The 23,333-nt window shown below is 74.4% G+C and carries 28 protein-coding genes and 1 riboswitch; of the genes, 15 read left to right on the forward strand and 13 right to left on the reverse strand.

Annotation, left to right across the window (positions count from 1 at the left end):
* The first annotated feature begins 3 nt into the window (after positions 1-3).
* The gene (locus ACY34I_RS15540) at positions 4-1,170 is read left to right on the forward strand and encodes a mandelate racemase/muconate lactonizing enzyme family protein (RefSeq protein ID WP_462755741.1); all 1,167 of its coding nucleotides are present in this window, start codon (positions 4-6) and stop codon (positions 1,168-1,170) included.
* Between the two features lie 14 nt (positions 1,171-1,184).
* Here ACY34I_RS15540 and ACY34I_RS15545 read toward each other — a convergent pair whose 3' ends face one another.
* The 4 genes from ACY34I_RS15545 to ACY34I_RS15560 all read right to left on the reverse strand — a co-directional run bounded on the left by ACY34I_RS15545 (position 1,185) and on the right by ACY34I_RS15560 (position 5,205).
* Positions 1,185-2,648, reverse strand: a complete 1,464-nt coding sequence (locus ACY34I_RS15545) for a hypothetical protein (RefSeq protein WP_462755742.1) — start codon at positions 2,646-2,648, stop codon at positions 1,185-1,187.
* A gap of 123 nt (positions 2,649-2,771) precedes the next feature.
* Entirely contained in the window at positions 2,772-3,452 is a 681-nt protein-coding gene (locus tag ACY34I_RS15550; RefSeq protein ID WP_255472302.1) for an ankyrin repeat domain-containing protein, read from the reverse strand.
* A complete protein-coding gene (locus ACY34I_RS15555) occupies positions 3,449-4,081 on the reverse strand; it encodes a response regulator (protein WP_462755743.1) in 633 nt (210 codons plus the stop codon). The genes ACY34I_RS15550 and ACY34I_RS15555 overlap by 4 nt, the downstream gene beginning before the upstream one ends.
* Positions 4,078-5,205, reverse strand: coding sequence for a sensor histidine kinase (locus ACY34I_RS15560; protein WP_462755744.1), 1,128 nt, complete (start codon positions 5,203-5,205; stop codon positions 4,078-4,080). Before ACY34I_RS15560 ends, ACY34I_RS15555 begins: the two co-directional genes overlap by 4 nt.
* Before the next feature lie 183 nt (positions 5,206-5,388).
* Here ACY34I_RS15560 and ACY34I_RS15565 point away from each other — a divergent pair, with 183 nt between their 5' ends.
* The gene (locus tag ACY34I_RS15565; RefSeq protein WP_462755745.1) at positions 5,389-5,931 is read left to right on the forward strand and encodes a GlcG/HbpS family heme-binding protein; all 543 of its coding nucleotides are present in this window, start codon (positions 5,389-5,391) and stop codon (positions 5,929-5,931) included.
* A gap of 254 nt (positions 5,932-6,185) precedes the next feature.
* Entirely contained in the window at positions 6,186-7,652 is a 1,467-nt protein-coding gene (locus ACY34I_RS15570; protein WP_462755746.1) for a vWA domain-containing protein, read from the forward strand.
* Between the two features lie 50 nt (positions 7,653-7,702).
* On the opposite strand, the gene ACY34I_RS15575 is transcribed toward ACY34I_RS15570, so the two are convergent.
* From ACY34I_RS15575 to ACY34I_RS15595, 5 genes are all read right to left on the reverse strand, one after another.
* Positions 7,703-8,119 carry a hypothetical protein gene (locus ACY34I_RS15575; protein ID WP_462755747.1) on the reverse strand — a complete coding sequence of 139 codons (417 nt, stop codon included), beginning with the start codon at positions 8,117-8,119 and terminating at the stop codon, positions 7,703-7,705.
* Positions 8,119-8,409, reverse strand: coding sequence for a hypothetical protein (locus ACY34I_RS15580; protein ID WP_462755748.1), 291 nt, complete (start codon positions 8,407-8,409; stop codon positions 8,119-8,121). The genes ACY34I_RS15575 and ACY34I_RS15580 overlap by 1 nt, the downstream gene beginning before the upstream one ends.
* A gap of 66 nt (positions 8,410-8,475) precedes the next feature.
* Positions 8,476-9,291 (reverse strand): TIGR04222 domain-containing membrane protein, encoded by an 816-nt coding sequence (locus ACY34I_RS15585; RefSeq protein WP_462755749.1) that lies wholly within the window; start codon positions 9,289-9,291, stop codon positions 8,476-8,478.
* A 56-nt stretch (positions 9,292-9,347) separates the two neighbouring features.
* Positions 9,348-10,181 carry a DUF2785 domain-containing protein gene (locus ACY34I_RS15590; protein ID WP_462755750.1) on the reverse strand — a complete coding sequence of 278 codons (834 nt, stop codon included), beginning with the start codon at positions 10,179-10,181 and terminating at the stop codon, positions 9,348-9,350.
* Between the two features lie 213 nt (positions 10,182-10,394).
* Complete coding sequence (locus tag ACY34I_RS15595) at positions 10,395-11,936, reverse strand: glycosyltransferase family 39 protein (RefSeq protein WP_462755751.1); 1,542 nt, start codon at positions 11,934-11,936, stop codon at positions 10,395-10,397.
* 129 nt (positions 11,937-12,065) lie between these two features.
* On the opposite strand from ACY34I_RS15595, the gene ACY34I_RS15600 reads away from it, so the two are divergent.
* Entirely contained in the window at positions 12,066-12,587 is a 522-nt protein-coding gene (locus tag ACY34I_RS15600; protein WP_462755752.1) for an N-acetyltransferase family protein, read from the forward strand.
* The gene (locus ACY34I_RS15605; RefSeq protein WP_462755753.1) at positions 12,577-12,972 is read left to right on the forward strand and encodes a cupin domain-containing protein; all 396 of its coding nucleotides are present in this window, start codon (positions 12,577-12,579) and stop codon (positions 12,970-12,972) included. Before ACY34I_RS15600 ends, ACY34I_RS15605 begins: the two co-directional genes overlap by 11 nt.
* A gap of 9 nt (positions 12,973-12,981) precedes the next feature.
* Here the strand turns inward: ACY34I_RS15605 and ACY34I_RS15610 are convergent, their stop codons facing one another.
* On the reverse strand, positions 12,982-14,217 hold the full coding sequence (locus ACY34I_RS15610) for an MFS transporter (protein WP_462755754.1): 1,236 nt from the start codon (positions 14,215-14,217) through the stop codon (positions 12,982-12,984).
* A gap of 68 nt (positions 14,218-14,285) precedes the next feature.
* Between ACY34I_RS15610 and ACY34I_RS15615 the strand changes: the two genes are divergently transcribed.
* The 4 genes from ACY34I_RS15615 (at position 14,286) to ACY34I_RS15630 (ending at position 16,638) form a co-directional block, all read left to right on the forward strand.
* Positions 14,286-14,789 (forward strand): MarR family winged helix-turn-helix transcriptional regulator, encoded by a 504-nt coding sequence (locus ACY34I_RS15615; RefSeq protein ID WP_462755755.1) that lies wholly within the window; start codon positions 14,286-14,288, stop codon positions 14,787-14,789.
* A gap of 81 nt (positions 14,790-14,870) precedes the next feature.
* The gene (locus ACY34I_RS15620) at positions 14,871-15,437 is read left to right on the forward strand and encodes an isochorismatase family protein (protein ID WP_462755756.1); all 567 of its coding nucleotides are present in this window, start codon (positions 14,871-14,873) and stop codon (positions 15,435-15,437) included.
* A 183-nt stretch (positions 15,438-15,620) separates the two neighbouring features.
* The gene (locus ACY34I_RS15625) at positions 15,621-16,130 is read left to right on the forward strand and encodes a GNAT family N-acetyltransferase (protein ID WP_462755757.1); all 510 of its coding nucleotides are present in this window, start codon (positions 15,621-15,623) and stop codon (positions 16,128-16,130) included.
* 76 nt (positions 16,131-16,206) lie between these two features.
* Positions 16,207-16,638 carry an Hsp20/alpha crystallin family protein gene (locus ACY34I_RS15630; protein WP_148800621.1) on the forward strand — a complete coding sequence of 144 codons (432 nt, stop codon included), beginning with the start codon at positions 16,207-16,209 and terminating at the stop codon, positions 16,636-16,638.
* 17 nt (positions 16,639-16,655) lie between these two features.
* On the opposite strand, the gene ACY34I_RS15635 is transcribed toward ACY34I_RS15630, so the two are convergent.
* Positions 16,656-17,687 carry a helix-turn-helix transcriptional regulator gene (locus ACY34I_RS15635; RefSeq protein ID WP_462755758.1) on the reverse strand — a complete coding sequence of 344 codons (1,032 nt, stop codon included), beginning with the start codon at positions 17,685-17,687 and terminating at the stop codon, positions 16,656-16,658.
* A gap of 166 nt (positions 17,688-17,853) precedes the next feature.
* On the opposite strand from ACY34I_RS15635, the gene ACY34I_RS15640 reads away from it, so the two are divergent.
* The 3 genes from ACY34I_RS15640 to ACY34I_RS15650 all read left to right on the forward strand — a co-directional run bounded on the left by ACY34I_RS15640 (position 17,854) and on the right by ACY34I_RS15650 (position 19,929).
* The gene (locus tag ACY34I_RS15640) at positions 17,854-18,846 is read left to right on the forward strand and encodes a tyrosine-type recombinase/integrase (protein ID WP_462755759.1); all 993 of its coding nucleotides are present in this window, start codon (positions 17,854-17,856) and stop codon (positions 18,844-18,846) included.
* Positions 18,847-18,922: 76 nt separating this feature from the next.
* Positions 18,923-19,558 (forward strand): TetR/AcrR family transcriptional regulator, encoded by a 636-nt coding sequence (locus ACY34I_RS15645; protein WP_462755760.1) that lies wholly within the window; start codon positions 18,923-18,925, stop codon positions 19,556-19,558.
* The gene (locus ACY34I_RS15650) at positions 19,555-19,929 is read left to right on the forward strand and encodes a VOC family protein (protein WP_148800627.1); all 375 of its coding nucleotides are present in this window, start codon (positions 19,555-19,557) and stop codon (positions 19,927-19,929) included. The genes ACY34I_RS15645 and ACY34I_RS15650 overlap by 4 nt, the downstream gene beginning before the upstream one ends.
* A gap of 16 nt (positions 19,930-19,945) precedes the next feature.
* On the opposite strand, the gene ACY34I_RS15655 is transcribed toward ACY34I_RS15650, so the two are convergent.
* Complete coding sequence (locus ACY34I_RS15655; protein ID WP_462755761.1) at positions 19,946-20,350, reverse strand: winged helix-turn-helix transcriptional regulator; 405 nt, start codon at positions 20,348-20,350, stop codon at positions 19,946-19,948.
* 96 nt (positions 20,351-20,446) lie between these two features.
* On the opposite strand from ACY34I_RS15655, the gene ACY34I_RS15660 reads away from it, so the two are divergent.
* Positions 20,447-21,268, forward strand: coding sequence for an SDR family oxidoreductase (locus ACY34I_RS15660; RefSeq protein ID WP_462755762.1), 822 nt, complete (start codon positions 20,447-20,449; stop codon positions 21,266-21,268).
* A gap of 47 nt (positions 21,269-21,315) precedes the next feature.
* Here ACY34I_RS15660 and ACY34I_RS15665 read toward each other — a convergent pair whose 3' ends face one another.
* Positions 21,316-21,687, reverse strand: a complete 372-nt coding sequence (locus tag ACY34I_RS15665; protein WP_462755763.1) for a VOC family protein — start codon at positions 21,685-21,687, stop codon at positions 21,316-21,318.
* Between the two features lie 151 nt (positions 21,688-21,838).
* Here ACY34I_RS15665 and ACY34I_RS15670 point away from each other — a divergent pair, with 151 nt between their 5' ends.
* Positions 21,839-22,297, forward strand: a complete 459-nt coding sequence (locus ACY34I_RS15670) for an Rv0361 family membrane protein (RefSeq protein WP_148800633.1) — start codon at positions 21,839-21,841, stop codon at positions 22,295-22,297.
* Positions 22,298-22,342: 45 nt separating this feature from the next.
* Positions 22,343-22,420, forward strand: a riboswitch (ZMP/ZTP riboswitch).
* A 21-nt stretch (positions 22,421-22,441) separates the two neighbouring features.
* Positions 22,442-23,332 carry a metallophosphoesterase gene (locus tag ACY34I_RS15675; protein ID WP_462755764.1) on the forward strand — a complete coding sequence of 297 codons (891 nt, stop codon included), beginning with the start codon at positions 22,442-22,444 and terminating at the stop codon, positions 23,330-23,332.
* Position 23,333 lies beyond the last annotated feature (1 nt).

Below are 23,333 nucleotides of genomic sequence, written 5' to 3' on the forward strand. Positions count from 1 at the left end.
ACCGTGACCCCGCTCGCCACCGCCCTGGCAGGGCTGACCATCGACTCGGTCGAGACGTACGCCGTCGCGCTGCCCACCGTGCGCTCGTTCGGGGTGTCCGGCGGGTCGGTCGCCGTCGCCGGCAAGCCCAGCATCCGCGTCCTGGTCAAGGTCAGCGCCGACGGTGTCACCGGCTGGGGCGAGGCGACCCCGATCCCGGCCTGGACCTACGAGACGGCGGAATCCATCGTCACCACCGTCGACCGGTACCTCGCCCCGGCGATCCTCGGCCGCCCCGCCTGGGACCTCGACGGGGTGACCGCCGCGTTCGACCGGGCCGTCAACCGGGGCTTCACCATCGGCGCGCCGCTGGCCAAGTGCGCCGTCGACGTGGCGCTGCACGACCTGCTCGGCCGGGCGCTCGGCGTCTCCGTCGGGGTGCTGTGGGGGCAACGCCGCCGGGAGAGCATCGAGCTGGGCTGGATCGTCTCCGGGCAGACCGCCGGCGAGGTGGCCGACGCGGTGGCGGAGGGACACGCCCTCGGCTACCGGGCGTTCAAGGTGAAGGTCGGCCTGCACCGCGAGGCCGAGGACGCCGCCGTGGTGCGGGCGGTACGCGAGGCCGCGCCCGACGCCGCGCTGTGGGTGGACGCCAACCAGGCGTACACGGTGGACGCCGCGCTGCGGATGGCCCGCCGGCTGGCCGACCTCGACATCACCGCGTTCGAGCAGCCGCTGCCCGCCAACGACCTCGCCGGGCTGCGCCGGCTGCGGGAGGCGTCCCCGGTGCCGGTCGCCCTCGACGAAAGCCTGCGCCACCCCAGCGACCTGGCCACCTTCGTCAAGCTCGACGCGGTGGACGTGGCCATCGCCAAGGTGCAGCGCAGCGGCGGGTTGACCCTGTCGCGGCGGCTGTGCGCCCTGGCCGAGGACGCCGGCGTGCGGCTGATGGGCTCCGGGCTCACCGACTCCGACCTGGGCCTGGCCGCCTCGGTGCACCTGTTCGCCGCGTACGGCATCGACACGCCGGTCGACCTCAACGGGCGGCAGTTCCTGGAGTCGTCGTACGCCACCGGGGCGACCGTGCAGGTGCGCGACGGCGTCGCGCAGGTGCCGACCGGGCCGGGGCTCGGCGTGGACGTCGACGAGTCGGTGGTGAAGGAACTCGCCGTGGACGTGCTCGCCGAGTAGCCGGCCGGCGCGGGTCAGCCGCGGGCGGCCCCGAGACCGAGCAGGACGGCCAGCCCGAGCGCGCTGCGCGGGGCATACGGCACCCGCCAGAGCCCGCCGTGCGCCGCCCCGTACGCCTCGTCCCGCCACGGATGGTCCTGAGCCGGGCCGCCACCGGTGCGCAGGTCGTGCACGAGCAGCGCGGCCATCAGGGTGTTGCTGGTGGCCGGGTCGAACACCTCGATGCCGAACCGGTGCGCGCCCGCGTACGCGGCGGCGAGCGCCCGGTTGCGCAGCACCGAACGGGTCCGCGTCGGCGGGGCCACCGTGAACGAGACGGTCGTCCCGGCGTCGCGCGCCACCGCCGCCCGCCACCGTTGCAGCCGCTTCGCGAGGGCGTAGTTCGGGCCCTGCTGCGGCACGAGGCTGTCGTTGACGCCCGGGTCGGCGCCGGGCGGGTAGTTGCGGTGCAGCAGCCGTCCGCCGGAGAGCACCCGCAGCGACCGGCGGGCCAGTCCGCGTGCGGCGTATCCCCGCTCGGCGTGCGCGACCGCCTCGGCGGGGACGGCGTACACGTCGGTGGGGGTGGCGAGGAAGGCCAGCGCCACGTCGTCGCGGCGCTGCTGCAGGTGGCGGGTGAGCGCGTCGACGGCCATGGCGACCCGGACGTTGGTGGCGCCGTCGGCGTAGACGTAGTTGCCGAGCACGAGCCGGCCGTCGACGCCGAGCAGCCACTGCGCGGCCTGCGGCAGCCGGTGCAGCAAGTCCGCCCCGGCGCCGGCGGCGAGGGCCTGGTCGTCGTCGCCGGTGCCCTGGCGCACCGGCAGGTGCAGCCGCCCGCCGGTACGGCGGGCGGTGTGCAGCAGCCGCCGCCAGATGTCCGGCCGCGGCAGGTCGACCGCGACGACGTCGCCGCCCCAGCGCAGCACCGACGGCAGCGGGCCCATCTCGGCGCCGGCGCCGAGCACCACCACCCGCTGGTCGCGCAGGTCGAGCCAGTCCGGGTTGACCATGACCGCGCGGACCGCCTCGGCGCAGGACGGCTCGATCACCCCGGCGGTGACCCAGGCGTCGAGCCGGCGGCGCAGCTGGTCGCCGCGCAGCCGCTGCCCGCGGTACGGCAGCGACAGTTCCCGTTCGGGCTCGCCGCTGCCGGTGACGGTGGCCGTGTCCAGCGGCGGCTGCCCGGCGGCGGTGGTGAACACCTCGTCCAGCGGAAGCTCCGCGCCGCCGTCGGCGACCACCCGCATCCGGGCGTGCAGGGCGGTGAGGCCGTCGCGGGCGATGGTGACCGCGGCGTCGCGGGAGAGCAGCCCCGCCTCGACCAGCCGGCGGAAGTGGACCAGGTAGCCGTGCCGCCAGTTGGTCTCGTGCTCGGCCGAGCGCGCACCGACCGGGTCGACCGCGCGCAGCGCGTCGGCGACGACGGCCCGACCGAGCGCGCTGGTGCTGCGCGTGCCGTCGGTCAGGGGAAACACCACCCCGGTCGGACCCTCCACCGGCCACCGCCCTTCTCGTACCGGCCGCACGCCGGCCGCTGGTGCCACTGTGCCGCATGCGCCAGCGGGCCGCAGCGGCGCGGCACCCGGGTGGACCGCCGTCGTGGAGCCCGGGCGGCGCCCTCAGCGGGACAGGATGGCCACCATCTCCTGGTATCCGCGGTCGCGGGCGTGCCGCAGCGCGTCGACGCCGTCCTTGTCGGGCAGGTGCACGTCCGCGCCGGCGGCCACCAGGATCTCCGCGATCTGCTGGTACGGCCTCGTGCCGTCGCCGAGGATGACGCACTCCAGCAGGGCGGTCCAGCCGAGGTTGTTGACGTGGTTGACGTTGATGCCTGTACGGACGACGCGGCGCACGTAGTCGACGTGGCCTCGCTCGCTGGCCGGGATGACCGAGATGCCGCCGTACCGGTTCACGATCGTCATGTCCGGCCCCGCGGGCAGCAGCACCTCGAGCATCGCGACGCTGCCGGTCACGCCCGTCACCAGCCACGGGGTGTCGTGCTGGTCGTCGAGCGCGTTCGGGTCCGCGCCGGCGTCGACGAGCACGCGGGCGGCCTCGACGTGGTCGTTCGCGGCGGCCAGCAGCAGCGGCGTGCGCCGCCGCGCGTCGCGGGTTTCCCGGTCGGCGCCGGCCGCCAGCGCGGCGCGTACGCCGGCCGGGTCGCCGGCGCTGGCCGCGGCGAGCAGAGCCTGGTCTGCGGGGGTGGTCATGCGGTCCTCCGAGGGTCGGGTCGTGCCGGGCGACGTGCAGCCGCCGGCGGCCACGGCGAGGGTGAGGGTGAGCAGGGCACGACGTTTCACAGCCGGATCAGCTTCCGTTCGACGGCGGCGTGCACCGCCGCGGTACGGGAGTCGACGCCGAGCTTGGCGTAGATGTGCACCAGGTGGGTCTTGACGGTGGCCTCGCTGATGAACAGCCGCCGGCTGATCTCCTTGTTGGCGTGGCCCCGGGCGAGCAGCGTGAGGATCTCCACCTCGCGGGTGCTGAGCGTGGTGCGTGGCGCGCGCATCCGGTCCATCAGCCGGGCGGCGACCGGCGGGGAGAGGACGGTCTGTCCGGCCGCGGCGGCGTGCACGGCGCGGAAGAGTTCCTCGGGCGGGCAGTCCTTGAGCAGGTATCCGGTCGCGCCGGCCTCGATCGCGCGGATGATGTCGTCCTCGGTGTCGTAGGTGGTCAACACCAGGACGCGCGGCGGGTCCGGCAGGGCGAGGAGACGCTCGGTGGCCGCGACCCCGTCGGCTCCGGTGCCGAGTTGCAGGTCCATCAGCACCACGTCGGGACGCAGGGCGGCGGCCTGCCGGACGGCGTCGTCGGCGGTGGCGGCGTCGGCCACCACGGCCATGTCCGGCCGGCCGCCGAGCAGTGCGCGGAGGCCGGCGCGGACCACCGGATGGTCGTCGACCAGGATCAGTCGCAGCGGGGTGGTCATCGTGCCTCCCGCAGCGGCAGGCTCACGGCGAGCGCCGTGCCCTCACCGGGGGCGCTCTCGATGGTGACCGTGCCGCCGAGGTGCGCGATCCGTTCCCGAATCCCGGTCAGCCCGAACCCGCTGGCGACCGCGGGGTCGAAGCCTGTTCCGTCGTCGTACACGTCGAGCATCACCTCCTCGTCGCCGTAGGTCAGCGTCACCGCGCTCCGGTGTGCGCGTGCGTGGCGGCGGACGTTGGCCAGGGCGCCCTGCGCGACCCGCAGCAGCGCGATCTCGTTGTCGACGCCGAGCGGCACGACCCTGCCCGCCACGGTGAATCGGACCGGGATGCCGGTGTCGCGCTCGGTCGCGGTGCACAACCGGCGCAGGGCGTCGGTCAGCGAGGCGTTGTCGAGGGCCGGCGAGGCCAGCCCGCGGACGAAACGGCGCGCCTCGGCCAGGTTCTCCCGGGCGGTCGCCGCGGCCTGCCGCACGTGCCCGCGTGCCTGGGTGGGCGTGCTGTCCCATTCCTGGTCGGCTGCCTGCAGCAGCAGGTTCATGCTCGACAGGCCCTGGGCGAGGGTGTCGTGGATCTCCCGGGACAGCCGGGCCCGTTCCGCCAGCGCCCCGGCCTCGTGTTGGCTGCGGTTCAGCTGGTCACGGGTGGCCAGCAGGTCGTCGAGCGCGCGTTGCCGGGCCCGGTTCTGCCGGTCCAGTTCGAGGAAGACGGTGGTGGTGATGGCCGCGATGCCCACCGGCCCGAGCAGGAGGCTGGGGTCGAACCGGTCGGCCAGCCGGATCTGCGCGAGCACGACCGCGGCGGTCAGCAGCCCGACCAGTGGCCAGACCGCGCGTTGCGGCAGTTGGCGCAGGCCCAGGAAGAACAGTGGGATCGCGCACCAGGCGAAGCTCGGCGCGACGAGCACCAGCGCGAGGAACGCGACGATCACCGCCGCGAAGCGGACTCCCGGTGCGAACCGCCCCAGCTCGTTCACCGCGTACGCGGTCAGCAGCACCCCGGCCAGCGCCAGCACGCCGACGGCGGCGGCTCCGCCGCCGTGGTATGCCACATAGCGGGACGCGGAGGCGGCCAGCAGGAGCAGAAACCCCCACCGCATCACCGAACGCAGCCGGTCCTCCCGCATCGCGCACCTCCCTCACGCATCCCGCCTGATCTTGACAAAAACCCAGCGTACGGCAGGTCTGCGAAAGGCGAATCAACCATCTGATGTATCGCGGTTGGATCCGGCGGGCCATGCCCGTACCGCCGGGCCCGACCAGGCTGGACGCGTCACCTCGACTCTCACCCGAACAAGAGGAGCACTGCGATGATCAACGTCCGCCGCCGGGCCACGCTCGGTCTGATCGCCGGCGCCGTAGGTGTGGCCGCCGTCACCGGCGTCACCGTCAACGCCAACGCCGCCGAGTCCGCGGCGCCCCGCGCCGCGGTTGCCAGCAAGGGCGACGTGGTCGCCAATCCGTCGCTCGACATCGACGCGGCACTGCGCGCGGCTGAGGCGACGCTCAAGGCGGCCGAGAAGGGCGGTCACCGGGTCACCGTCGTGGTCCTCGACCGATCGGGCGACGTCCAGGTGCAGCTCAAGGGCGACGGCGCCGGCCCGCAGACGGCCGAGTCCGCCACGCGCAAGGCGTTCACGGCCGTCTCCTTCGGCCAGCCGACCTCGGCGCTCTCCGGCCGGGTCACCGGCCCGGGGGCCACGCTGCGGGACATGCCGGGGACGCTGTTCCTGGCCGGTGGCGTGCCGGTGAGCGTCGACGGTCAGGTCGTCGGGGCCATCGGGGTCGGCGGCGCACCCTCGGGCGACCTCGACGAACAGTACGCCAACGCCGGGGCGAACACCCTGCGCTGACGCCCCACCGGCCGGCGCAGGGTTGGGTTCCGGACCAGCCCAGCCCTGCGCCGGCCCGCCCGTCGGCATCGGGGCGCGGTCGGCCCCGGCAGGTCACGTCTTGCATACGGGACGGTCACGACGTTCACGCTTGCGTATCGGCTCGGCTACGACGGGATCCGCCGGACTGTCCAACTGCGTCAATGACCGGGACGGATCCGACGCGCTGCGCCGGATCGCCCGCCCAGCCTGCCCGGGAGGAACCAATGGTCCACATGCGACGATTGCTGCCGCTGGCGGCGCTCGCCCTCACGATGACGGTCACCGCCTGCTCCGCCGGAGGCGTGCAGCGCAGCGACTCCGCGCACGGGCCGGTCCGCCAGCACGACGGCACACCCCGGTCGGGTGGGAACGAAACGACGACGGAGGACGACCCGCGCTCCACCTTCGGCGTCGACGTCGACACCGCCTCCTACGGCTACGCCCGCCGGCTCATCATGGACGGGCAACTTCCCGAGCGCACCGCGGTGCGGCCCGAGGAGTTCGTGAACTCCTTCCGACAGGACTACGCCGAACCCGCGGGCGACGGCTTCGCCGTACACGTCGACGGCGCCCGACTGCCCGACACCCACGAGGCGGCCGGGGCGGTCCGATTGATGCGGGTCGGACTGCAGACCCGCGCGGAGGACGAGGAGAGCCGCCCGGACGCCGCCCTCACCTTCGTCGTCGACGTCTCCGGCTCGATGGGCGAACCCGGCCGGCTCGATCTGGTGAAGGACGCGCTGCACACCCTCGTGGACCAGTTACGTCGCACCGACTCCATCGCGATCGTCGAGTTCAGCGACGAGGCCCGGGTGATCCGGGAGATGACCCGGGTCTCCGACGCCGACGAGCTGCACGACGCCGTCGACTCCCTCCGTACGCGGGACAGCACGAACCTGGAGGCCGGCCTGGTGCTCGGCTACCGGGTGGCCCGCGACGGGTTCCGGTCCGGCGCGACGAACCGGGTGATCGTGCTCTCCGACGGGCTCGCCAACGCCGGCCGGACCGAAGCGGAGCCGATCCTGCGCCGGGTACGCGACGAGGCGGCGAAGCAGATCGCCCTGCTCGGCGTGGGCGTCGGCAGCGAGTACGGCGACGAGTTGATGGAGCAGTTGGCCGACAAGGGCGACGGATTCGTGGTGTACGCCAGCGAGCGCGCCCAGGCCCGGAAGGTGTTCGTCCGGCAACTGCCGGCGACGTTGAGCGTCCGGGCCTTGGACGCGAAGGTGCAGGTGAGCTTCGAACCGAGCGTGGTGCGGTCCTACCGACTCATCGGGTACGACAACCGGGCGATCAACGACGAGGACTTCCGCGACGACCGGGTCGACGGCGGAGAGGTCGGCCCCGGACACAGCGTCACGGCGCTGTACGCGGTGCGGCTGGCCGACGAGGCGTCCCCGTCCGCGCGGGTCGCCCGGGTGCAGGTGCGCTGGACCGATCCGCACGACCGCAAGGCCGCCGAGACGTACGGGTCGGTGACCGTCGGCGACCTGAACCGGGCGTTCGGCGCGGCGTCGCCACGGTTGCGGACCTGCTACGCGGCGGCCTACTTCGCCCAGGCGCTGCAGGGCGGCCCGTACGGCCGGGAGGTGCGCCTGGGTGACCTGGCGACGATCGCCGAGGAGGCGGCCGCCGCCAGCGAGGACGCGGAGGTGAAGGAGCTGGCGCGGGTGATCCGGCTCGCCGACGAACTGCGCTGATCGGTGGCGAGGCACGCGGCAGCGCCCGGCGCCCGCCAGAGACCGGCCGGTCAGGCGTCGTCGACGGGGATGTGATGGACCAGTTCGGCAGCGATGACCGCCGGAACCAGGTGCGGCTCGCAGGTGAGGTAGTAGGCGTCGTGCTTCAGCGCCGCCCACACGGCGTGGGCGCGGGCCAGGTCGCCCTTGGTCAGGCGCACCGTGGTGGCGGCCTGGGCCGCATCGGGGGCGGACAGCGGCAGCACCGTCACGCCGGGCAGGGTGGCCAGGACGCCGAGCCGGGCGGCGGCAGGCCGATCACTGGTCTGCGCGTACGCCTCGAGCAGCGCGACGGTGGGCAGGCCGACGTAGGCACCCTCGTCGGCGATGTCGACCAGCAGCTCACCGACGTGCACGTGGCCGCGGGAGTAGGACAGCATGGCGGAGGCGTCCAGGATCGCCCGGATCTCGATCTCGCCGGCGGGCATCAGGCAGCGGTGGTGGAATCCGCGTCGGGCCAGGTACCGTCCCGGAGCATGTCCCGGCGCCGGGCGTTCTCCGCCCGCTGCTCAGCGGTGAGGGGAGAAAGCTTGCCGCGTACGCCTGCGACGCCGTCGTCCGTCACGTCGATGCCGACCGCCCGCAGCATCGCCGCGGTCGCGGCGGCCCGGTCCATCCGAGCGCGCAACGCGTCGGTGACCGCCGCCGAGGCGTTCTCTTCCCGCTCCAGGTAGGCCGCGACGTCGTCCGGCAGACTGACCGTCACACGCTTCGTCATACTCAGATCATACTGCCGGGCGGGCGAGCCGGAAGACGTGCCGCGCGGGTCCGGCCGCGGCCAGGGTCAGCGTGCGGTCTTCGCGTATTCCCGCGGTCGGGTGCGCTCGGGGTCGACCCCGACCAGCTCCGCGAAGCGCGGGTCGACGGCGAGCAGCGGGCGGGGCCCGAACACCGCCATCGCGGTCAGCAGCTCCTCGGTGCCCCGCTCACTCCACGCGGGCCGCCGCTCCGGCGCCAGCTCGGCGTACGTGCGACGGTGCCGGCGCAGCAGCCGGCGTGCGGCCGCCCCGGTCTCCGGCACCTCGCACAGCCACCAGCCGCCGAGCACCGTGGCCAGACAACACAACAGCAGGCCCACCACGGACGCCGGCCCGCCGGCCGTGCGCCCCTCGACCGCGCTGTCCACCAGCCGGATCACCCCGACCGCGGCGACCGCGAACAGCGGCAAGGTGCCCAGCGCCAGGCGCCGCCGCTGCCCCGGGGTCAGCAGCCAGCCGTCGCGGACCAGCCGGCCCACCAGCCGGCGCAGCGCGCGGGCCACGCCGGGGTCGGCGAGCACGGCGGCCCAGGTCTGCGGCCGGCGCAGCGCGGCGTGCAGGGCACGCACCAGCGGGGCGGACCCGGACGGGGGCGGCCCGTCCACCGACAGGGTGGCCAGCTCACCGAGGTGCACCACTCCGGCCCGGCGCAACGCCGCCACGCCCACCTGGCAGGCCAGCCCCGCCCGGTCGCTGAGATAGGCCAGGTCGACGGCCGACAGCGGCTCGCCCCGGGTCCGCCACCCGACCAGCGCCCGCACGGACAGGGCGATCGCGAGGGCTCCAGCCACCCCCGCCACGTAGTCGAGGAGGAAGATCGGACCGCTGACACCCCAGAGCATGCCGACAAGTATTCACCGCCGTCCCGGTCCGGCCTCGATCCCCCGGGCGGGCGGCGTCAGTCGGCCCGGAAGCTGTTCACCCGCGCCTCGGCGGCGAGGACGGCGGCGGCGAGCGGCCCGGTTCGGGGTCGCCGGAAGTGCAGGCTGCGCAGCAGATTCTTCGTATTGGTCCGGGCCACCATCTGGGCGCGGCTGCGCGGCTGGTCGGCGCAGTCGGCCAGGCCGCCGAGCCACTCGGCGATCTCCTGCGCGGGCAGCAAGGACTGCTCGATGAGCGCATCCAGGACCGTGGCGATCCGCTCGTCCTCCTCGTCGGCGAAGATCGTCGCGCCGTTGTGCAGCAGGCCGCGCAGCGCGTCCAGCACGGCGCGGCAGGTGGCCGGGTCGGCCTCCGGGCAGCGGACCAGTTCGTCGAGGGCGTCCGCGCCGTGCGCGGCGGCGTGCGCCCAACCGCCCTCGTCGACGAGCCCGCGCAGATCCTGTTCCTGGCCGTGGTAGCGCAGCAGGGCGTCGCGTACCCGGGCGAACTGGTCGGCGGCGAGGAACGGGCGGCGGCGGTGCCGCTCCAGCACCAGCGCGACCACCAGCATGCTGAAGGTGCGGGTGAACACGCTCGGGTCACCCAAGCCGCCGATGCCGTGGAAGAGGTGCCGGTCGTCGATCAGCGTGTCGAGCAGGGTACGCAGCTCCTCCTCGGTGAGCCGGCCATCCGTGATGAAGGCGCGGAAGGTCGGGTACACGAGCTCGTCGCGCAGCTCCGGCGCGGGATCGCCGAGGTGGGCCAGCAGCGCCGGGACGAGGTCCGCCTCCCGCTCACCGGGGCGCAGCCGGTAGTCGTCGTCCTCGATCCGCCGCAGGTCCGTCAGCAGTCTGGTTCTGGTGTCGGTCAATCCCGGATCCCTCTCAGCATCGTCGTGATCTCCTCCGCCGCGAGGTCGGGTTCGTCGTGGCGGATGTCGTGGCCGCTGCGTCGCCGGGATCGCCGAGCCCGGCGACGAACACCACGGTCGGGGAGCCGGCCCGGGTGAACCGGTGGGCGACGGGGGCGGCGGTCACGGGCCGCAACTGTAGCGATCATGCTCGGCGAGCGCGTCGGAATATGATCAGCCCGCGTGGCGTACCTCGGCGTCCCAGATCTGCGACCACGGCCGCCGCAGCCCCCGGCAGACGTAGACGGGCAGGCCGTTCTCGTCGTTGTCGACGTCGACCCGCTGGTCGATCCGGCCGGTCTCGGCGACCTCGGTGAACCAGCGCCGGAGCTGGTCGGGGCGGGCCCAGCCGACCGCGATCACCACGTCGGCGTCCTCCGGTGGGCGGCCGAATCCGGCCATGCTGTTGTGCCCCGAGTAGGCCCGCGGCAGGCCGCGCTGCGGCCCGTACCGGGCCACCGCGCCCGCCTCGCCGTAGTTGGCGGTCAGGATCACCACCCGCGTCCGCTGCTCCGGTGGCAGGCCGCGGTGGACCGCGGCGAGCGAATCGGCGAACGCCGGCCAGCCGATGGTCTCGCCGGCGTCGTAGTTGACGTCGACCACGAAGCCGGGCAGCCGATCGGCCGGCAGGGTGGGCAGCAGCAGGACCGCGCTGCCGGTCACCGCCACGGCGGCGCCGGAGGCGACCAGCGCCCGCCGGGCGGGCACGGCGCCGCGGCCGGCCCACTCGGCGGTGACGACCGCGCCGGCGGCGGTGACCACCAGCAGCAGCGGGGCGTCGTAGTAGCCCTTGCCGCCGGCGAGCAGCACGACGGCGAACACCACCAGCCAGGCCCAGCCGATCGCCCGGTACGCCCGCCAGGCCGGGCGGCGCAGCAGCGCCACCAGCCCGGCGATCCAGACCGGCACCGCGACCGGGCTGATGATGACCAGTTGCAACTGCAGCACGTCGAGACGGCCGCTGTAGGAACTGTCGCCGCCGGCGATCGAGGACGCCACGGACAGCTGGGGGAAACCGTGCGTGGCCTGCCAGAGCAGGTACGGCGCGGCGAGCACGACGACGATGCCGGCGGCGGCGTACACCCACCGGTCGCGCAGCAGCCGGCGCGGCCCGCCGACGGCCACCCCGGCCAGCAGACCCACGGCGAGCAGGGCGGGCAGCAGCTTGTTCAGCATGCCGACGCCGAGCGCCAGGCCGACGCCAAGGGCCCAACGGGTGTCGCCGGTACGCAGCATGCGCACCGCACACCAGGCCGCGACGAGCCAGACCAGCAGGTCGACGGTGGTGGTGCTGAGCAGGTGCCCGGGGGCGAGCACGATGCCCGCCACCGCGGCGAGGAAGGCGGCGAACAGCTGCCCGCCCCGACCGCCGCCGAACTCCCGGGCGATCGCCGCGACCACCACGACCGCCGCGCCGGCGATCAGCGCCGACGGCGTACGCAGCAGCACCAGGTTGCCCGGCGCGACGGTGTCCATCAGCCGGGCCAGGGCCGGCACCAGCGGGCCCTGGTCGACGTATCCCCAGTCGAGGTGCCGGCCGCAGAGCAGGAAGTACAGCTCGTCGCGGTGGTAGCCGTAGCGGCCGGCGAGCAGCAGCAGCACGGCGCTGACGGCGCCGCCGACCAGCCACGGCCCGACGGTGCGGGGCCCGCGCGGCGGCGCGGGCGACACCGGGGGCGCGTCGCGGGAATCCAGGTCGGTGGCGGATTCGACCATGCGTCCATGATGGGCGCGGCCGGCGCCGCGCGGGGTCCCGCCCGGGCGGCCGGCGGGTCACAGTTCGGGTACGGGTGATGCCGGAAACCGGGTCGCCGCGGGGCGGACCGGCCGGTTAGCGTGCGCGGCATGCGGATCCGCGAGTTCACCGAGGCCGACTGGGCGCAGGTGTGGCCGATCGTCGAGGACGTCATCACCGCCGGGGAGACCTTCCCGTACGACCCGGCGTGGCCCGCGGAGGTCGCGTACGACGTGTGGGTGGAGCGGCCGCCCGGCCGGACGGTGGTTGCCGAGGACGACGGGAAGATCCTCGGCACCGCGAAGATGGGCACCAACCGACCCGGGCCCGGCGCGCACGTGGCCACCGCCAGCTTCATGGTCGCCGCCCACGCGCGGGGCCGCGGCGTCGGCCGGGCCCTGGCCGAGTACGCCCTGGACTGGGCCCGCCACCGGGGCTACGCCGCGATGCAGTTCAACGCCGTGGTGGAGAGCAACGAGGCGGCCGTGCAGCTGTACCGGCGGCTCGGCTTCGCGGTGATCGGCACGGTGCCGGAGGCGTTCGCGCACCCGAGCCTGGGCCGGGTGGGACTGCACGTCATGCACCGCGCCTGTGACCGGGCCGATGCGCGACGATGGGCCGATGAGAGCTGAGCCGATCGAGCTGGCCGCCGCCCTGGGGCGCTTCGACCAGTTGTGGAGTCCGCGCATCGTCACCACCGTCAACGACTACGACGTCCGGATCGCCAAGGTGGCCGGCGAGCACGTCTGGCACTCCCACGACCACACCGACGAGTTCTTCCTGGTGCTCGACGGGGAGCTGCGCATCGCCCTACGCGACGGCGCGGACGACACCGAGCGGGAGGTGGTGCTGCCGCGCGGCGCGGTGTTCGTGGTGCCACGCGGGGTGGCGCACCGGCCGTCCGCGCCGGACGGCGCCTCGATCCTCATGTTCGAGCCGTCCGGCACGTCCAGCGTGGGGGACCGGCACGACGAGGTGCCCGGTCACGTGGACGCCACGACCGGGCACCGGCTCTGACCACTCGGGTCAGCGCCCCGCCGGCACCTGCTCAACGGGCCCCGACGGGGCGTCGACCGGCCAGCGCAGCCGGCGTACGCCGGGCACGGCGGCGGTGCCGGCGCAGGCGAGCAGCACCAGCACGCCGGCCACGGCGAGCGGCGTCGACGGGCCCCAGGCGCGGGCGGCGAGCGGGGCGAGGGCGTACCCGAGTGGCATGGCGCCCAGCGACATCAGCCAGTCGTACGAGGTGACCCGGGCGAGCACGTCGGGCCGGAACTGGCCCTGCACCACGGTCTCCCAGACCGGGTTGAGGAAACCCAGCGCCACCAGCGCGAGGCAGTACGCGGCGACGCTCACCGGGGCGGGCGCGGCGACGGCAAGCAGGAGCAGCGGCGCCGCGTACGTGGCCAGGGCCAGGTTGCCGAGCAGCACCGGCCGGGCGGGGCGTACCCGGGCGGCGAGCAGCGACCCGAGCAGCAGGCCGACCGCGCCGCCCTGCTGCAGCAGCACCCAGACGCCCTCCCCGCCGAGGCGGTCGACGGCGACCACCGGGCCGACGGTGAGCAGCACGGCGGCGGCGCCGTTCCACACGCCGTGTGCGAGCAGGCTGCTCCAGTACCAGTCGCGGGAGCGGACCTCCCGCCAGCCGAGCAGCAGGTCGGCGCGGAGCGACCGATGCGGGACGGCCACGTGCCGGACCCGGATGACCGACAGCACGGCGGCGCTGACCGCGAACGAGGCGGCGTCGAGGACGAAGGCCCAGCCCGGGCCCGCGGTCCAGATCAGCAGGCCGGCCAGGGCGGGCCCGGCGAGCCGGCTGGCGTTGGCGGTGACGCCCATCAGGGCGTTGGCCCGCTGCCGCCCCTCGGCGTCGACGGTGCCGGCGACGAGCGGGGACGCGGTGGGGATGGCGAAGGCCGAGGCCGCGCCGCCGACGGCGGAGGCGACCGCGAGGTGGGCCAGCGCGGGGGCGTCGCCGAGCAGTTCGACGCCGACGACCAGTTGGGCGGCGCAGCGCACCAGGTCGGTCACGATGGCCACCCGGCGGGCGTCGAACCGGTCGGCGACCACGCCGCCGAGGGGGAGCAGCAGCAGCCGCGGCACCATGGCGCAGCCGAGGACGACGGCGAGGGCGGCGGTCGAGCCGGTGGCGCGGAGCACGGCCAGGGCCAGGGCGGTGGGGACGACGGCGTCGCCGAGGGCCGAGACGGTACGGCCGAGGAAGAGCAGGCGGAAGGCGCGGAGCCGGAGGGGATGTGTCACTCCGGCAGGATACTTTGACGTCGAACCTTTCGACAACGAATATTTTGTTGACGGCGTACCGTGGACGGGTGATCGACCGCGACCGCACCGATGAGCACGTGGCGCGCTGGCTGCCCGTCCTGCCCGACCTGGATCCCGACGTGGAGGGCGCGGTCACCCGGATGTCGGTCCTCACCCGGCACCTGCGCGAGGTGAAGGACCGGGCCCTGGCCGAGCTGGACCTGCAGGAGAAGGAGTACGGCACCCTGCACGCCCTGGCCGGGCGCGGCGGCCGGGCCGCCCCCTCCGAGATCGCCAGCGACCTGCGCATGGCGCCCGCCTCGATCACCGCCCGGGTGGACGCGCTGGTCCGCCGCGACTTCGTCCGGCGGATCCCCTCCCCGGTGGACCGGCGGCGGGTCGACGTCGAGCTGACCGACGCCGGCCGGGCGGCCTGGCGGCGCGCGCTGGGGGTGGTCGGCGACGAGGAGCACCGGGTGCTCGGCGCGCTGACGCCGCAGGAACGGCGGTTGCTGTCGGACCTGCTGCGCCGCGTCGCCCTCGCCGCCGAGGGTCCGCCGGCCCGGCCCTGATCCACGCCCCCTGTCGGTGGGGCTGTCTAGGGTGGCCCGCAGATCAGCACACGCAGGCCCTGCGCATGTCCGGGAGGCCCCATGACCACGCTCAACGACCGACCGCACACCGCCCTGCTCGTCGTCGACGTGCAGAACGGCGTCGTGCGGCACGCGTACGACCGGAACCGGGTCGTCGCGAACATCGCCACGCTGGTCGACAAGGCGCGCGCCGCCGACGTCGATGTCGTCTGGGTGCAGCACAACAGCGAGCAGTTACCCACCGGCAGCAAGACGTGGCAGTACGTGCCGGAGCTCGTGCGGCGCGACTCCGAGCCGCTGGTGCAGAAGACGTACGGCGACTCCTTCGAAGACACCGACCTGGAGGCGGTGCTCGCCGAGCGCGGCATCGGCCTGCTCTTCGTGGCCGGGGCGCAGACCGACGCGTGCATCCGCTCGACGCTGCACGGCGGGCTCACCCGCGGCTACGACGTGACCCTGGTCGGCGACGCCCACACGACCGAGGACCTCTCGCCGTACGGCGCGCCCACGCCCGACAAGGTCATCGCCCACACGAACCTGTACTGGCAGTACCAGACGGCGCCCGGCCGGACCGCGGGCATCGTCGACACCGCCGACGTCGACTTCGCCGCCGCCGTGCCCGCCTGAGGCCGGGCGCAAACTGCCGTCGTCGCGGGAACTGGCGACGCCGCCCCAGCAGCACAGGCAGACCAGCCCGACGACCCGACAAGCCTCGACCCGGGGCGGCGCTTCGACGTCCCGACCCGCTCCCCGCCGGTGCGCCGGCTCCGGCCCCCGAAAGCCGGTTGACGGCGCGGTGAGGATCGAGCGGTGACGACCTGGACGACCTGCCCCACCCCACCCGACATCCCCGAAGCCGCGACCGTGCTGCGCGAGTACATGGCGGAGATGGTGCGCCGCTGGCACGGCCGCCCGGAACGGCCGGCGGAGGTGACCGAGGCGCTGGCCGACATGCCCAGCGACGACCTGGCTCCGCCCACCGGGCTGCTCCTGCTGGCCCGCCACGACGGGCAGCTCGCCGGGTGCGCCGGCCTGCGCTGGCGCCCCCGCTGGGCGGAACTCACCCGGGTCTACGTCCGCCCCGCCTACCGCGGCACCGGCGGCGGGGCCGCGCTGCTGGCCGCCGTGGAGGTGCACGCCCGGGCGGCCGGGGCGGACCGGATCCGGCTGGACACCCGCACCGACCTGGTCGAGGCCCGCGCCCTCTACGCCCGTCACGGCTACGTCGAGATTCCCGCCTTCACCGGGGGCCCGTACGCCCAGCACTGGTTCGAGAAGCTCCTGCCGGCCCGGGTTGACGAGGCCGTCGCCCCGCGCTAAAACAAGAAATCGAGGACTTGAGTCAGCTCGACTCAACTTGAACATCTTCGGCTAGGAGAACCGAGGAGGCACGGCCATGTTGATGCGTACCGACCCGTTCCGTGAGATCGACCGGCTCGCCGAGCAGTTCTTCGGCACCACCGCCCGGCCGGCGGTCATGCACCTCGACGCGTACCGCGACGGCGATTACTTCTACGCCGCATTCGACCTGCCCGGCGTCGACCCGGACAGCATCGACTGCACGGTCGAACGCAACGTGCTGACGGTCCGCGCCGAGCGACGCCGGCCTACCGGGGACAAGGTCGAGCTGATCGCCGCCGAGCGGCCGATGGGCACGTTCACCCGGCAGCTCTTCCTCAGCGACACTCTCGACACCGACAAGCTGGAGGCCGGCTACGACAACGGGGTGCTGACTCTGCGCATCCCGATCGCCGATCGGGCCAAGCCGCGTCGGATCAGCGTCACCACGACCGCCAACGGCAACGGCCGCAAGCAGATCAGCGCCTGACCAGGCCCCAGCAGAGGTCAGTGCTGGTCGTCGGCTCCGGTGGGTCTATCCGGGGCGGACACCCCCACCGGCGTCCGCCCCGGATAGAGCCGGGCCAGCGCGTGGGCGGTGGCGGTGAGCCGCTCCCGCAGCTCGGCCGGCGCCAACACCTCCACCTCCGCGCCGAGCTTGAGCAGCTCGGTGTGGGCGTGCTTCACCGACTCGATCGGCACGGTGGTCTCCAGCCAGCCGTGCTCGTCCGGGTCACCGGCCGCCGCCCGGGCCGCCCGGCTCATCTCGGGCGGGAAGACGTGCTGCGTGAACTCCAGCGCGGCCACCGTCATCCGCACCCGGGCCTGCCCACGGTAGACGTCCCGCTCATAACGCGCGGTCCACTCCCGCCAGTAGTCGGCCAGGTCGAAGCCGGCCGGCCGCGCGTACCGCTCGTCGCGCACCACCACGTCGAGCACCGCGCCGACCCGGTAGGTGCGCAACTGCTCGCCGCACCGGGCCACCAGATACCAGCGGCCCGCCTTGAGCACCACCCCCAGCGGGGCCACCACACGGGTCACCTCGCGCGGGGCCCGCCAGCGCCGGTAGCGGATCTCCACCAGCCGGTCCTCCCACACCGCCCCGGCCAACGCGGCCAGGTGCGGGGTGGGTTCGGGCTGACGGAACCACCCGGGCGCGTCCAGGTGGAACCGCTGCCGTACCCGACCGCTGCGGTCGGCCAGCTCGTCGGGGAGAGCGGCGAGCAGTTTCAGCTCGGCCGCGGCCATCACCGGCCCGAGGCCCAGCTCGGCGGCCGGGCCGGGCATCCCGGCCAGGAACAGCGCCTCCGCCTCCGGCGCGGTCAGCCCGGTCAGCCTAGTCCGGTAGCCCTCCAGCAGCCGGTACCCGCCGGCCGGGCCCCGGTCGGCGTACACCGGGACGCCGGCGGCGCCGAGCGACTCCACGTCCCGGTAGACGGTCCGGACGGAGACCTCCAGGGCGTCGGCGAGCTCCTGGGCGGTCATCCGCCCCCGGGTCTGCAGGAGCAGCAACAGGGACACCAGGCGGCTGGCACGCACCCGCCGACGGTATCCCGGCCCGGAAAACCGCTGGTGGCCGGCCGGTGGGCGGGCACAGCCGGCCCGGTCGGCGACGCCGACCCGCAGGAGCCGGTGTGACGTTCGTCGGATCCTCCTCGGGCGCGCCTCGTCGCGATTCACCCCGTCGGCTGAGAGCCTTTCTCACATGTTGCGTCCCGAGGTGCTGCCCCGCGGGTCGGTGCTTCCCGCCCTGGACGGCGGGCCGGCCGACTTCACCGAGGCGTGGCTGCGCAACCGCCGGCTGTCGGAGCACACCCGCGACGCGTACCGGCGGGACGTGGCCGGCTGGCTGAGCTGGTGCGCCGGCCGCGGCCTCGACCCGCTGCGGGCCACCTTCCTCGACGTCAACGCCTACGGCCGCGAGCTGGAGGCGACGCTGGCCGTGCGCAGCGGCCGGCCGCTCACCCCGGCCACCGTCGCGCGCCGGCTGTCGGCCCTGTCCAGCTGGTACGACTTCCTGGTCAAGCTGCGCGCGGTCGACGCCAACCCGGTCGCCGCCGCCGACCGGCCCCGGGTCGACCGGGACCACTCCGCCACCGTCGGCCTGACCCCGGAGGAGGTCGACGCGCTGCTCGCGGCCGCCGAGGCGGACACCGGTCCGACCGCCGCCCGCAGCCGGGCCGCCATCGCCCTGCTGGCCGACCTGGGCCTGCGGGTCGGCGAGCTGATCTCGCTGGACCTGACCGACCTGGGCGCGGAACGCGGGCACCGCAGCGTCCGGTTCGTCGGCAAGGGCGGCAAGGTCCGTCGCCGCGCGCTCACCCCCGGCACGGCGTACGCCCTGGACGCCTACCTGGCCGCCCGGGCCGCCGCGCAGGGGGTGACCGTGCCCGAGCTGACCGGGCCGCTGCTGGTCACCGCCACCGGCGCCCGGCTGGACCGGCACGCGGTGTTCCGGCTGGTGCGCCGGCTCGCCCGGGCCGCCGGGATCCCGGCCTGGGCGAAGCTGTCCCCGCACTCGCTGCGGCACGCGTTCGCCACCACCGCCCGCGCGGAGGGGGTGCCGCTGGAGGACGTGCAGGACGCGATGGGGCACGCCGATCCGCGCACCACCCGCCGCTACGACCGGGACCGGCACAACCTCGACCGGGACCCGGCGTACGTCATCTGGGCCGCCCGGGCCCGCCGCCGCAGCTGACCCGCCACGGAGTCCTCGAAGTTCGCGCCGGCGCCGCTCTTGACGGAGTGAGTACTCACTCCGCATGCTGGGTGGCATGGCAGATCCCGCCCCCCACCGGCGCCGCGCGCCCGGCATGAGCCCCGACCAGCGCCGGGCCATGATCGTGCGGGCCGCGTTGCCGCTGCTCGCCACCCACGGCGCGGCGGTCACCACCGCCCAGGTCGCCCGCGCCGCCGGCATCGGCGAGGCGACCGTCTTCCGCGCCTTCCCCGACAAGGACGCGCTGCTCGACGCCTGCGTCGCCGAGGCGCTGCACCCCGGGGCCGCGCTCGCCGACCTGGCCGCGATCCCCCTGGCGCAGCCCCTCGGCGACCGGCTCACCGCCGCGGCCACGGCCCTGCGCGCGCACCTCGACCGGATCGGCGCGGTGCTCGCCGCCGCCCACGCCGCCGGCCGCCCCGGCCGCGGGCAGCGCGACGTCCCGCCGGTCCGCGACCGCGCTTCGGGCCGGGAGGAGTCGGTCGACGCGGTCCGGGCCGCCGTCGCCGCGCTGTTCGCGCCCGAGGGGCACCGGCTGCGGCTGCCCGCCGACCAACTCGCCGTCCTGTTCCTGGCCGTCCTGGTGCCCAGCCGCACCCCACTGGCCGGCGCCGCGCCGACCCCGGCCGAACTGGTCGACCTGTTCCTGCACGGCGCGCTCGCGCCGGCCGACCCGGAGGAGAACCGATGAGCGTCACCCTCAACCACACGATCGTCCCGGCTCGGGACCACCGGGCGGCGGCCCGGTTCTTCGCCGACGTCATGGGGCTGCCGGTGCTGCCGCCGGCCGGGCGCACCGGCCACTTCGCCCCGGTACGGGTCAACGACCAGCTCACGCTGGATTTCATGAGCGTGCCCGCGCCTGAGGGCCACCACCTGGCCTTCGACGTGGACCCGGACACCTTCGACGCGATCCTGGCCCGGCTGCGTCAGGGCGGGGTGCCGTACGGCAGCGAGCCCGGCGCACCGGACAACGGGCGAACCGACCATCCACTGTGCGCCCGGGGGCTGTTCTTCCGGGACGACTCCGGCAACCTCTACGAGGTGATGTCCCCGGCGTGACCGACGCCGGCGAAGGTCAGCGCCGGCCGGTGCCCCGCTGCCGGGCGTCGTAGTCGCGCCGGGCCCGGTCGACCAGGTCGAGGTTGGTGGCCGACCACTCGGCGAGGGTGGCGAACAGCGGCGCGAGGCTGCGGCCCAGCTCGCTGATCTCGTACTCGACGCGGGGCGGGACCTCCGCGTAGTAGGTGCGCACCACCAGGCCGTCGCGTTCCAGCTGCCGCAACCGTTGGGTGAGCACCTTGGGGGTGATGGTGACCAGCCGGCGTTCCAGCTCGACGAACCGTTGCCGCCCGTACTCGTGCAGTGCCCAGAGGATCGGAGTGGTCCAGCGGCTGAACACGATGTCGACCACGGGTGCGATCGGGCAGGCCAGCTCCGGGTCGAGCTCCGCCGGGGACATCGGCGCGGTGGTGCTGGTCACAATCGCCTCCCAGGCCATTACTTTCCTCTAGGTACCTACTATACGCAGGCGATTAGCGTCTTCGGTGTCCAGACAAGACATCGAGAGGAACAGATCATGATCGTGGTGACGGGAGCGACGGGCAATGTCGGACGGCCGCTGGTGCGGGCGCTCGCGGCGGCCGGCGAGCAGGTGACCGCCGTGTCGCGGCAGGTCGCGCCGGCCGAGCAGCCGCCCGGCGTACGAGTCGTCCCGGCCGACCTGACCGACCCGGCCGGCCTGAAGCCGGCGTTCGACGGCGCCGACGCGCTGTTCCTGCTGCTCACCGGCGAGTTGCTGGCGACCGACCCGGGTGACCTCCTCGCCGCCGCACGCGACGCCGGCGTGCGGCGGGTGGTTCTGCTGTCCTCCCAGGGCGTGGGCACCCGGCGCTACCCCCCGCACGTGGAGGAGGCGGTCCAGGCATCCGGGCTGGAGTGGACGGTGCTGCGGCCGAGCGGGTTCCACACCAACACGCTCGCCTGGGCGGAGACGGTACGCGGGGCCCGGATGGTGGCCGCGCCGTTCGGGGACGTCGGGCTGCCGTTCGTCGACCCGGCCGACGTCGCCGAGGTCGCCGCCGTCGCACTACGTGGGGACGGTCACGGCGCCGCCACGTACGAGTTGACCGGTCCGGCGCCGGTCACGCCCCGGCAGCAGGCGGCGGCGATCGGCGGCGCCCTCGGCGAACCGGTTCGGTTCGTGGAACTGAGCCACGCCGAGGCGCGGGAGCGGATGCTGCCGTTCATGCCCGAGCCCGTCGTGGCGACCACCCTCGGCATCCTGGGTACGCCGTCACCGGCCGAGCAGCGGGTCAGCCCGGACGTCGAGCGGTTGCTGGGACGGGCGCCAGGTACCTTCGCCGACTGGGCGGCGCGGAACGTGGCCGCCTTCCGCTGACCGAGCGGCTCGCCGGGCGGTCAGCCGCCCGGCGAGCCGGCCCGTGGTCAGCCCTGCGGACGGGGGCAGACGCAGAACGGCTGGCCGATCGGGTCGAGCAGCACGGTCCACCGCTCACCGCCCGGCTGGAACTCCGGCTTCGTCGCCCCGGCCGCCACGAATTCCTTCTCGGCGACGGTCACGTCGTCGACGTACACGTCCAGGTGGTAGCGCTTGCCGGCGGTGGCGTCCGGCCAGGCCGGCGGCGCGTACCCGTCGACCAGGCCGAAGCCGATGGAGGTCCCGTCCTTGCTGATCATCGCGTATTCGGCCTGGCTGTGGGTGATCTCCCAGCCCAGGACACGGGAGTAGAACCCGGCGTGGGCGGCCGGGTCGGAGCTGTCGAGGTTGACCATCGCGAGGTCGGCGTGCACTGTCATGCCAGCTATCCTGCCGACAGATCCTGACATCCTCTGGCAGGTACCGGGCCGATCTTTCAAAACACCGGGGTCGAGGCGCGCGTGTTCCACGAGCGGTGACCGACGCGATGTGCCTGCGCGGGGACGTATCGGGCGCATACGGTCGATCCCGATGGGCAAGGAGCAGCCATGGAGCCGACCGGCCCGGCCCCGCCGGCCGGTCCGCAACGGCCTGATACTGGGTGGGCTCGGGCTGGGTCTGTGCCTGATCGGCGTGGCCGGCCTGGGTGTCTGGAACGTGCAGATGATGATGCAGGCCAACGGCCCGGTGCGGGACACCGCCGACGCGTTCCTGCGGGAGGTGGCGAGCGGCGACACCGACAAGGCGTACGAGAAGCTGTGCCGCAACGCGCGCAGCCGGTGGAGCGCGGTCGGCTTCGGCAGCTGGGTACGCACCCCGCCGCAGGTCAGGGGCTACCAGATCACTGACGTGTCGGTGGCCACCCAGCGCGGCATCCCGCGCGCCACGGTGAAGGCTCGGCTGACCCGGGAGGGGGGCGCCAGTGAGGAGCGCACCCTGTCGGTGGTGCAGGAGGACGGCAAGTGGCGGGTGTGCGGGGACCCGTTCTGAGCTCAGCCGGGCGGGGACGACACGGTGGGCGGCGGTGTCCTATGGTGTCGACACCACGACTGGCGAGGGTGGGTCACCACCGGGGAGTGCGGGTCGGGGGCGTCGACCGCCTGGGTGCCCCTCATCGACGAGATGAGGAACCACATGTCCATCGCCCCGGCCGGTCGTCATCGGATCCTGCACCTGTCTGACACCCACGTCACCGCCAGCGGGGTGGACGAGGACGGCGTGGATGCCGTGGCGGCACTCGACCGCATCCTGCACGACGTGCGGTTCGTGCCGGGCATCGACCTGGTGGTCGTCAGCGGGGACATCGCCGACGACGGGTCAGTCGCCGGCTGCGCCGCCGTGCGGGCCAGGGTCGGCCGGTTCGCCCGGGACCGGGGGATCCCGCACGTCTACTGCCCCGGCAACCACGACACCCGCGAGTCGTTCGCCGCGGTGCTGGGCACCGGTCACCTGGCCGCGGACGGCGCCGACGTGGGCCAGCCGGCCGACCTCGGGTCCGGCCAGCGGGCGGCCGTGAGCGTGATCCGCGGGCTGCGGGTGGTGACGCTCGACAGCCTGGTGCCCGGGGCGGTGCACGGCGTGGTCGGTGACGAGCAGCTGCGGTGGCTGCGGTCGGTGCTGGCCCGGCCCGCCGAGGCCGGCACCGTCGTGGTGCTGCACCACCCGCCGATCGCGCTGCCCTTCTCGCCGCTGATGGGCTCGGTCAACCTGCGCGACGCCGAGCAGCTCGCCGCGGCCGTTGCCGGCGGCGACGTGCGGGCGGTCCTCTGCGGGCACTACCACCTGCAGCTGTCCGGGTCGCTGGCCGGCGTTCCGGTGTGGGTCACACCCGGCGTGGTCACCCGCATCGACCTCACCGCGCCACCGCGGCTGGAGCGGGCCGTCACGGGCGCCGGCGCGTCCGTCGTCGACCTCGGGGGTCCCGGGTCGCCGATGTTCCACACCCTGCACGCTCGCGACCCGCAGGCCGGCCGGCAGGTCTACCTGGTCGACGCGGTGTCGGGCGTGGACGTGCCCGGGGAGTGAC

The sequence above is a fragment of the Micromonospora sp. RTBAU3-60 genome (assembly GCF_054963695.1).

Excerpts from the sequence above, each read along its gene's own strand:
- ACY34I_RS15640 (WP_462755759.1), top strand. The coding sequence starts at position 17,854 with ATGTTGCGTCCCGAGGTGCTGCCCCGCGGGTCGGTGCTTCCCGCCCTG.
- ACY34I_RS15555 (WP_462755743.1), bottom strand. The coding sequence starts at position 4,081 with ATGACCACCCCGCTGCGACTGATCCTGGTCGACGACCATCCGGTGGTC.
- ACY34I_RS15650 (WP_148800627.1), top strand. The coding sequence starts at position 19,555 with ATGAGCGTCACCCTCAACCACACGATCGTCCCGGCTCGGGACCACCGG.
- ACY34I_RS15575 (WP_462755747.1), bottom strand. The coding sequence starts at position 8,119 with ATGCCCGCCGGCGAGATCGAGATCCGGGCGATCCTGGACGCCTCCGCC.
- ACY34I_RS15560 (WP_462755744.1), bottom strand. The coding sequence starts at position 5,205 with ATGCGGGAGGACCGGCTGCGTTCGGTGATGCGGTGGGGGTTTCTGCTC.
- ACY34I_RS15580 (WP_462755748.1), bottom strand. The coding sequence starts at position 8,409 with ATGACGAAGCGTGTGACGGTCAGTCTGCCGGACGACGTCGCGGCCTAC.
- ACY34I_RS15645 (WP_462755760.1), top strand. The coding sequence starts at position 18,923 with ATGGCAGATCCCGCCCCCCACCGGCGCCGCGCGCCCGGCATGAGCCCC.
- ACY34I_RS15630 (WP_148800621.1), top strand. The coding sequence starts at position 16,207 with ATGTTGATGCGTACCGACCCGTTCCGTGAGATCGACCGGCTCGCCGAG.
- ACY34I_RS15675 (WP_462755764.1), top strand. The coding sequence starts at position 22,442 with ATGTCCATCGCCCCGGCCGGTCGTCATCGGATCCTGCACCTGTCTGAC.
- ACY34I_RS15605 (WP_462755753.1), top strand. The coding sequence starts at position 12,577 with ATGAGAGCTGAGCCGATCGAGCTGGCCGCCGCCCTGGGGCGCTTCGAC.
- ACY34I_RS15585 (WP_462755749.1), bottom strand. The coding sequence starts at position 9,291 with ATGCTCTGGGGTGTCAGCGGTCCGATCTTCCTCCTCGACTACGTGGCG.
- ACY34I_RS15665 (WP_462755763.1), bottom strand. The coding sequence starts at position 21,687 with ATGACAGTGCACGCCGACCTCGCGATGGTCAACCTCGACAGCTCCGAC.
- ACY34I_RS15595 (WP_462755751.1), bottom strand. The coding sequence starts at position 11,936 with ATGGTCGAATCCGCCACCGACCTGGATTCCCGCGACGCGCCCCCGGTG.
- ACY34I_RS15570 (WP_462755746.1), top strand. The coding sequence starts at position 6,186 with ATGCGACGATTGCTGCCGCTGGCGGCGCTCGCCCTCACGATGACGGTC.
- ACY34I_RS15660 (WP_462755762.1), top strand. The coding sequence starts at position 20,447 with ATGATCGTGGTGACGGGAGCGACGGGCAATGTCGGACGGCCGCTGGTG.
- ACY34I_RS15620 (WP_462755756.1), top strand. The coding sequence starts at position 14,871 with ATGACCACGCTCAACGACCGACCGCACACCGCCCTGCTCGTCGTCGAC.
- ACY34I_RS15600 (WP_462755752.1), top strand. The coding sequence starts at position 12,066 with ATGCGGATCCGCGAGTTCACCGAGGCCGACTGGGCGCAGGTGTGGCCG.
- ACY34I_RS15565 (WP_462755745.1), top strand. The coding sequence starts at position 5,389 with ATGATCAACGTCCGCCGCCGGGCCACGCTCGGTCTGATCGCCGGCGCC.
- ACY34I_RS15670 (WP_148800633.1), top strand. The coding sequence starts at position 21,839 with ATGGGCAAGGAGCAGCCATGGAGCCGACCGGCCCGGCCCCGCCGGCCG.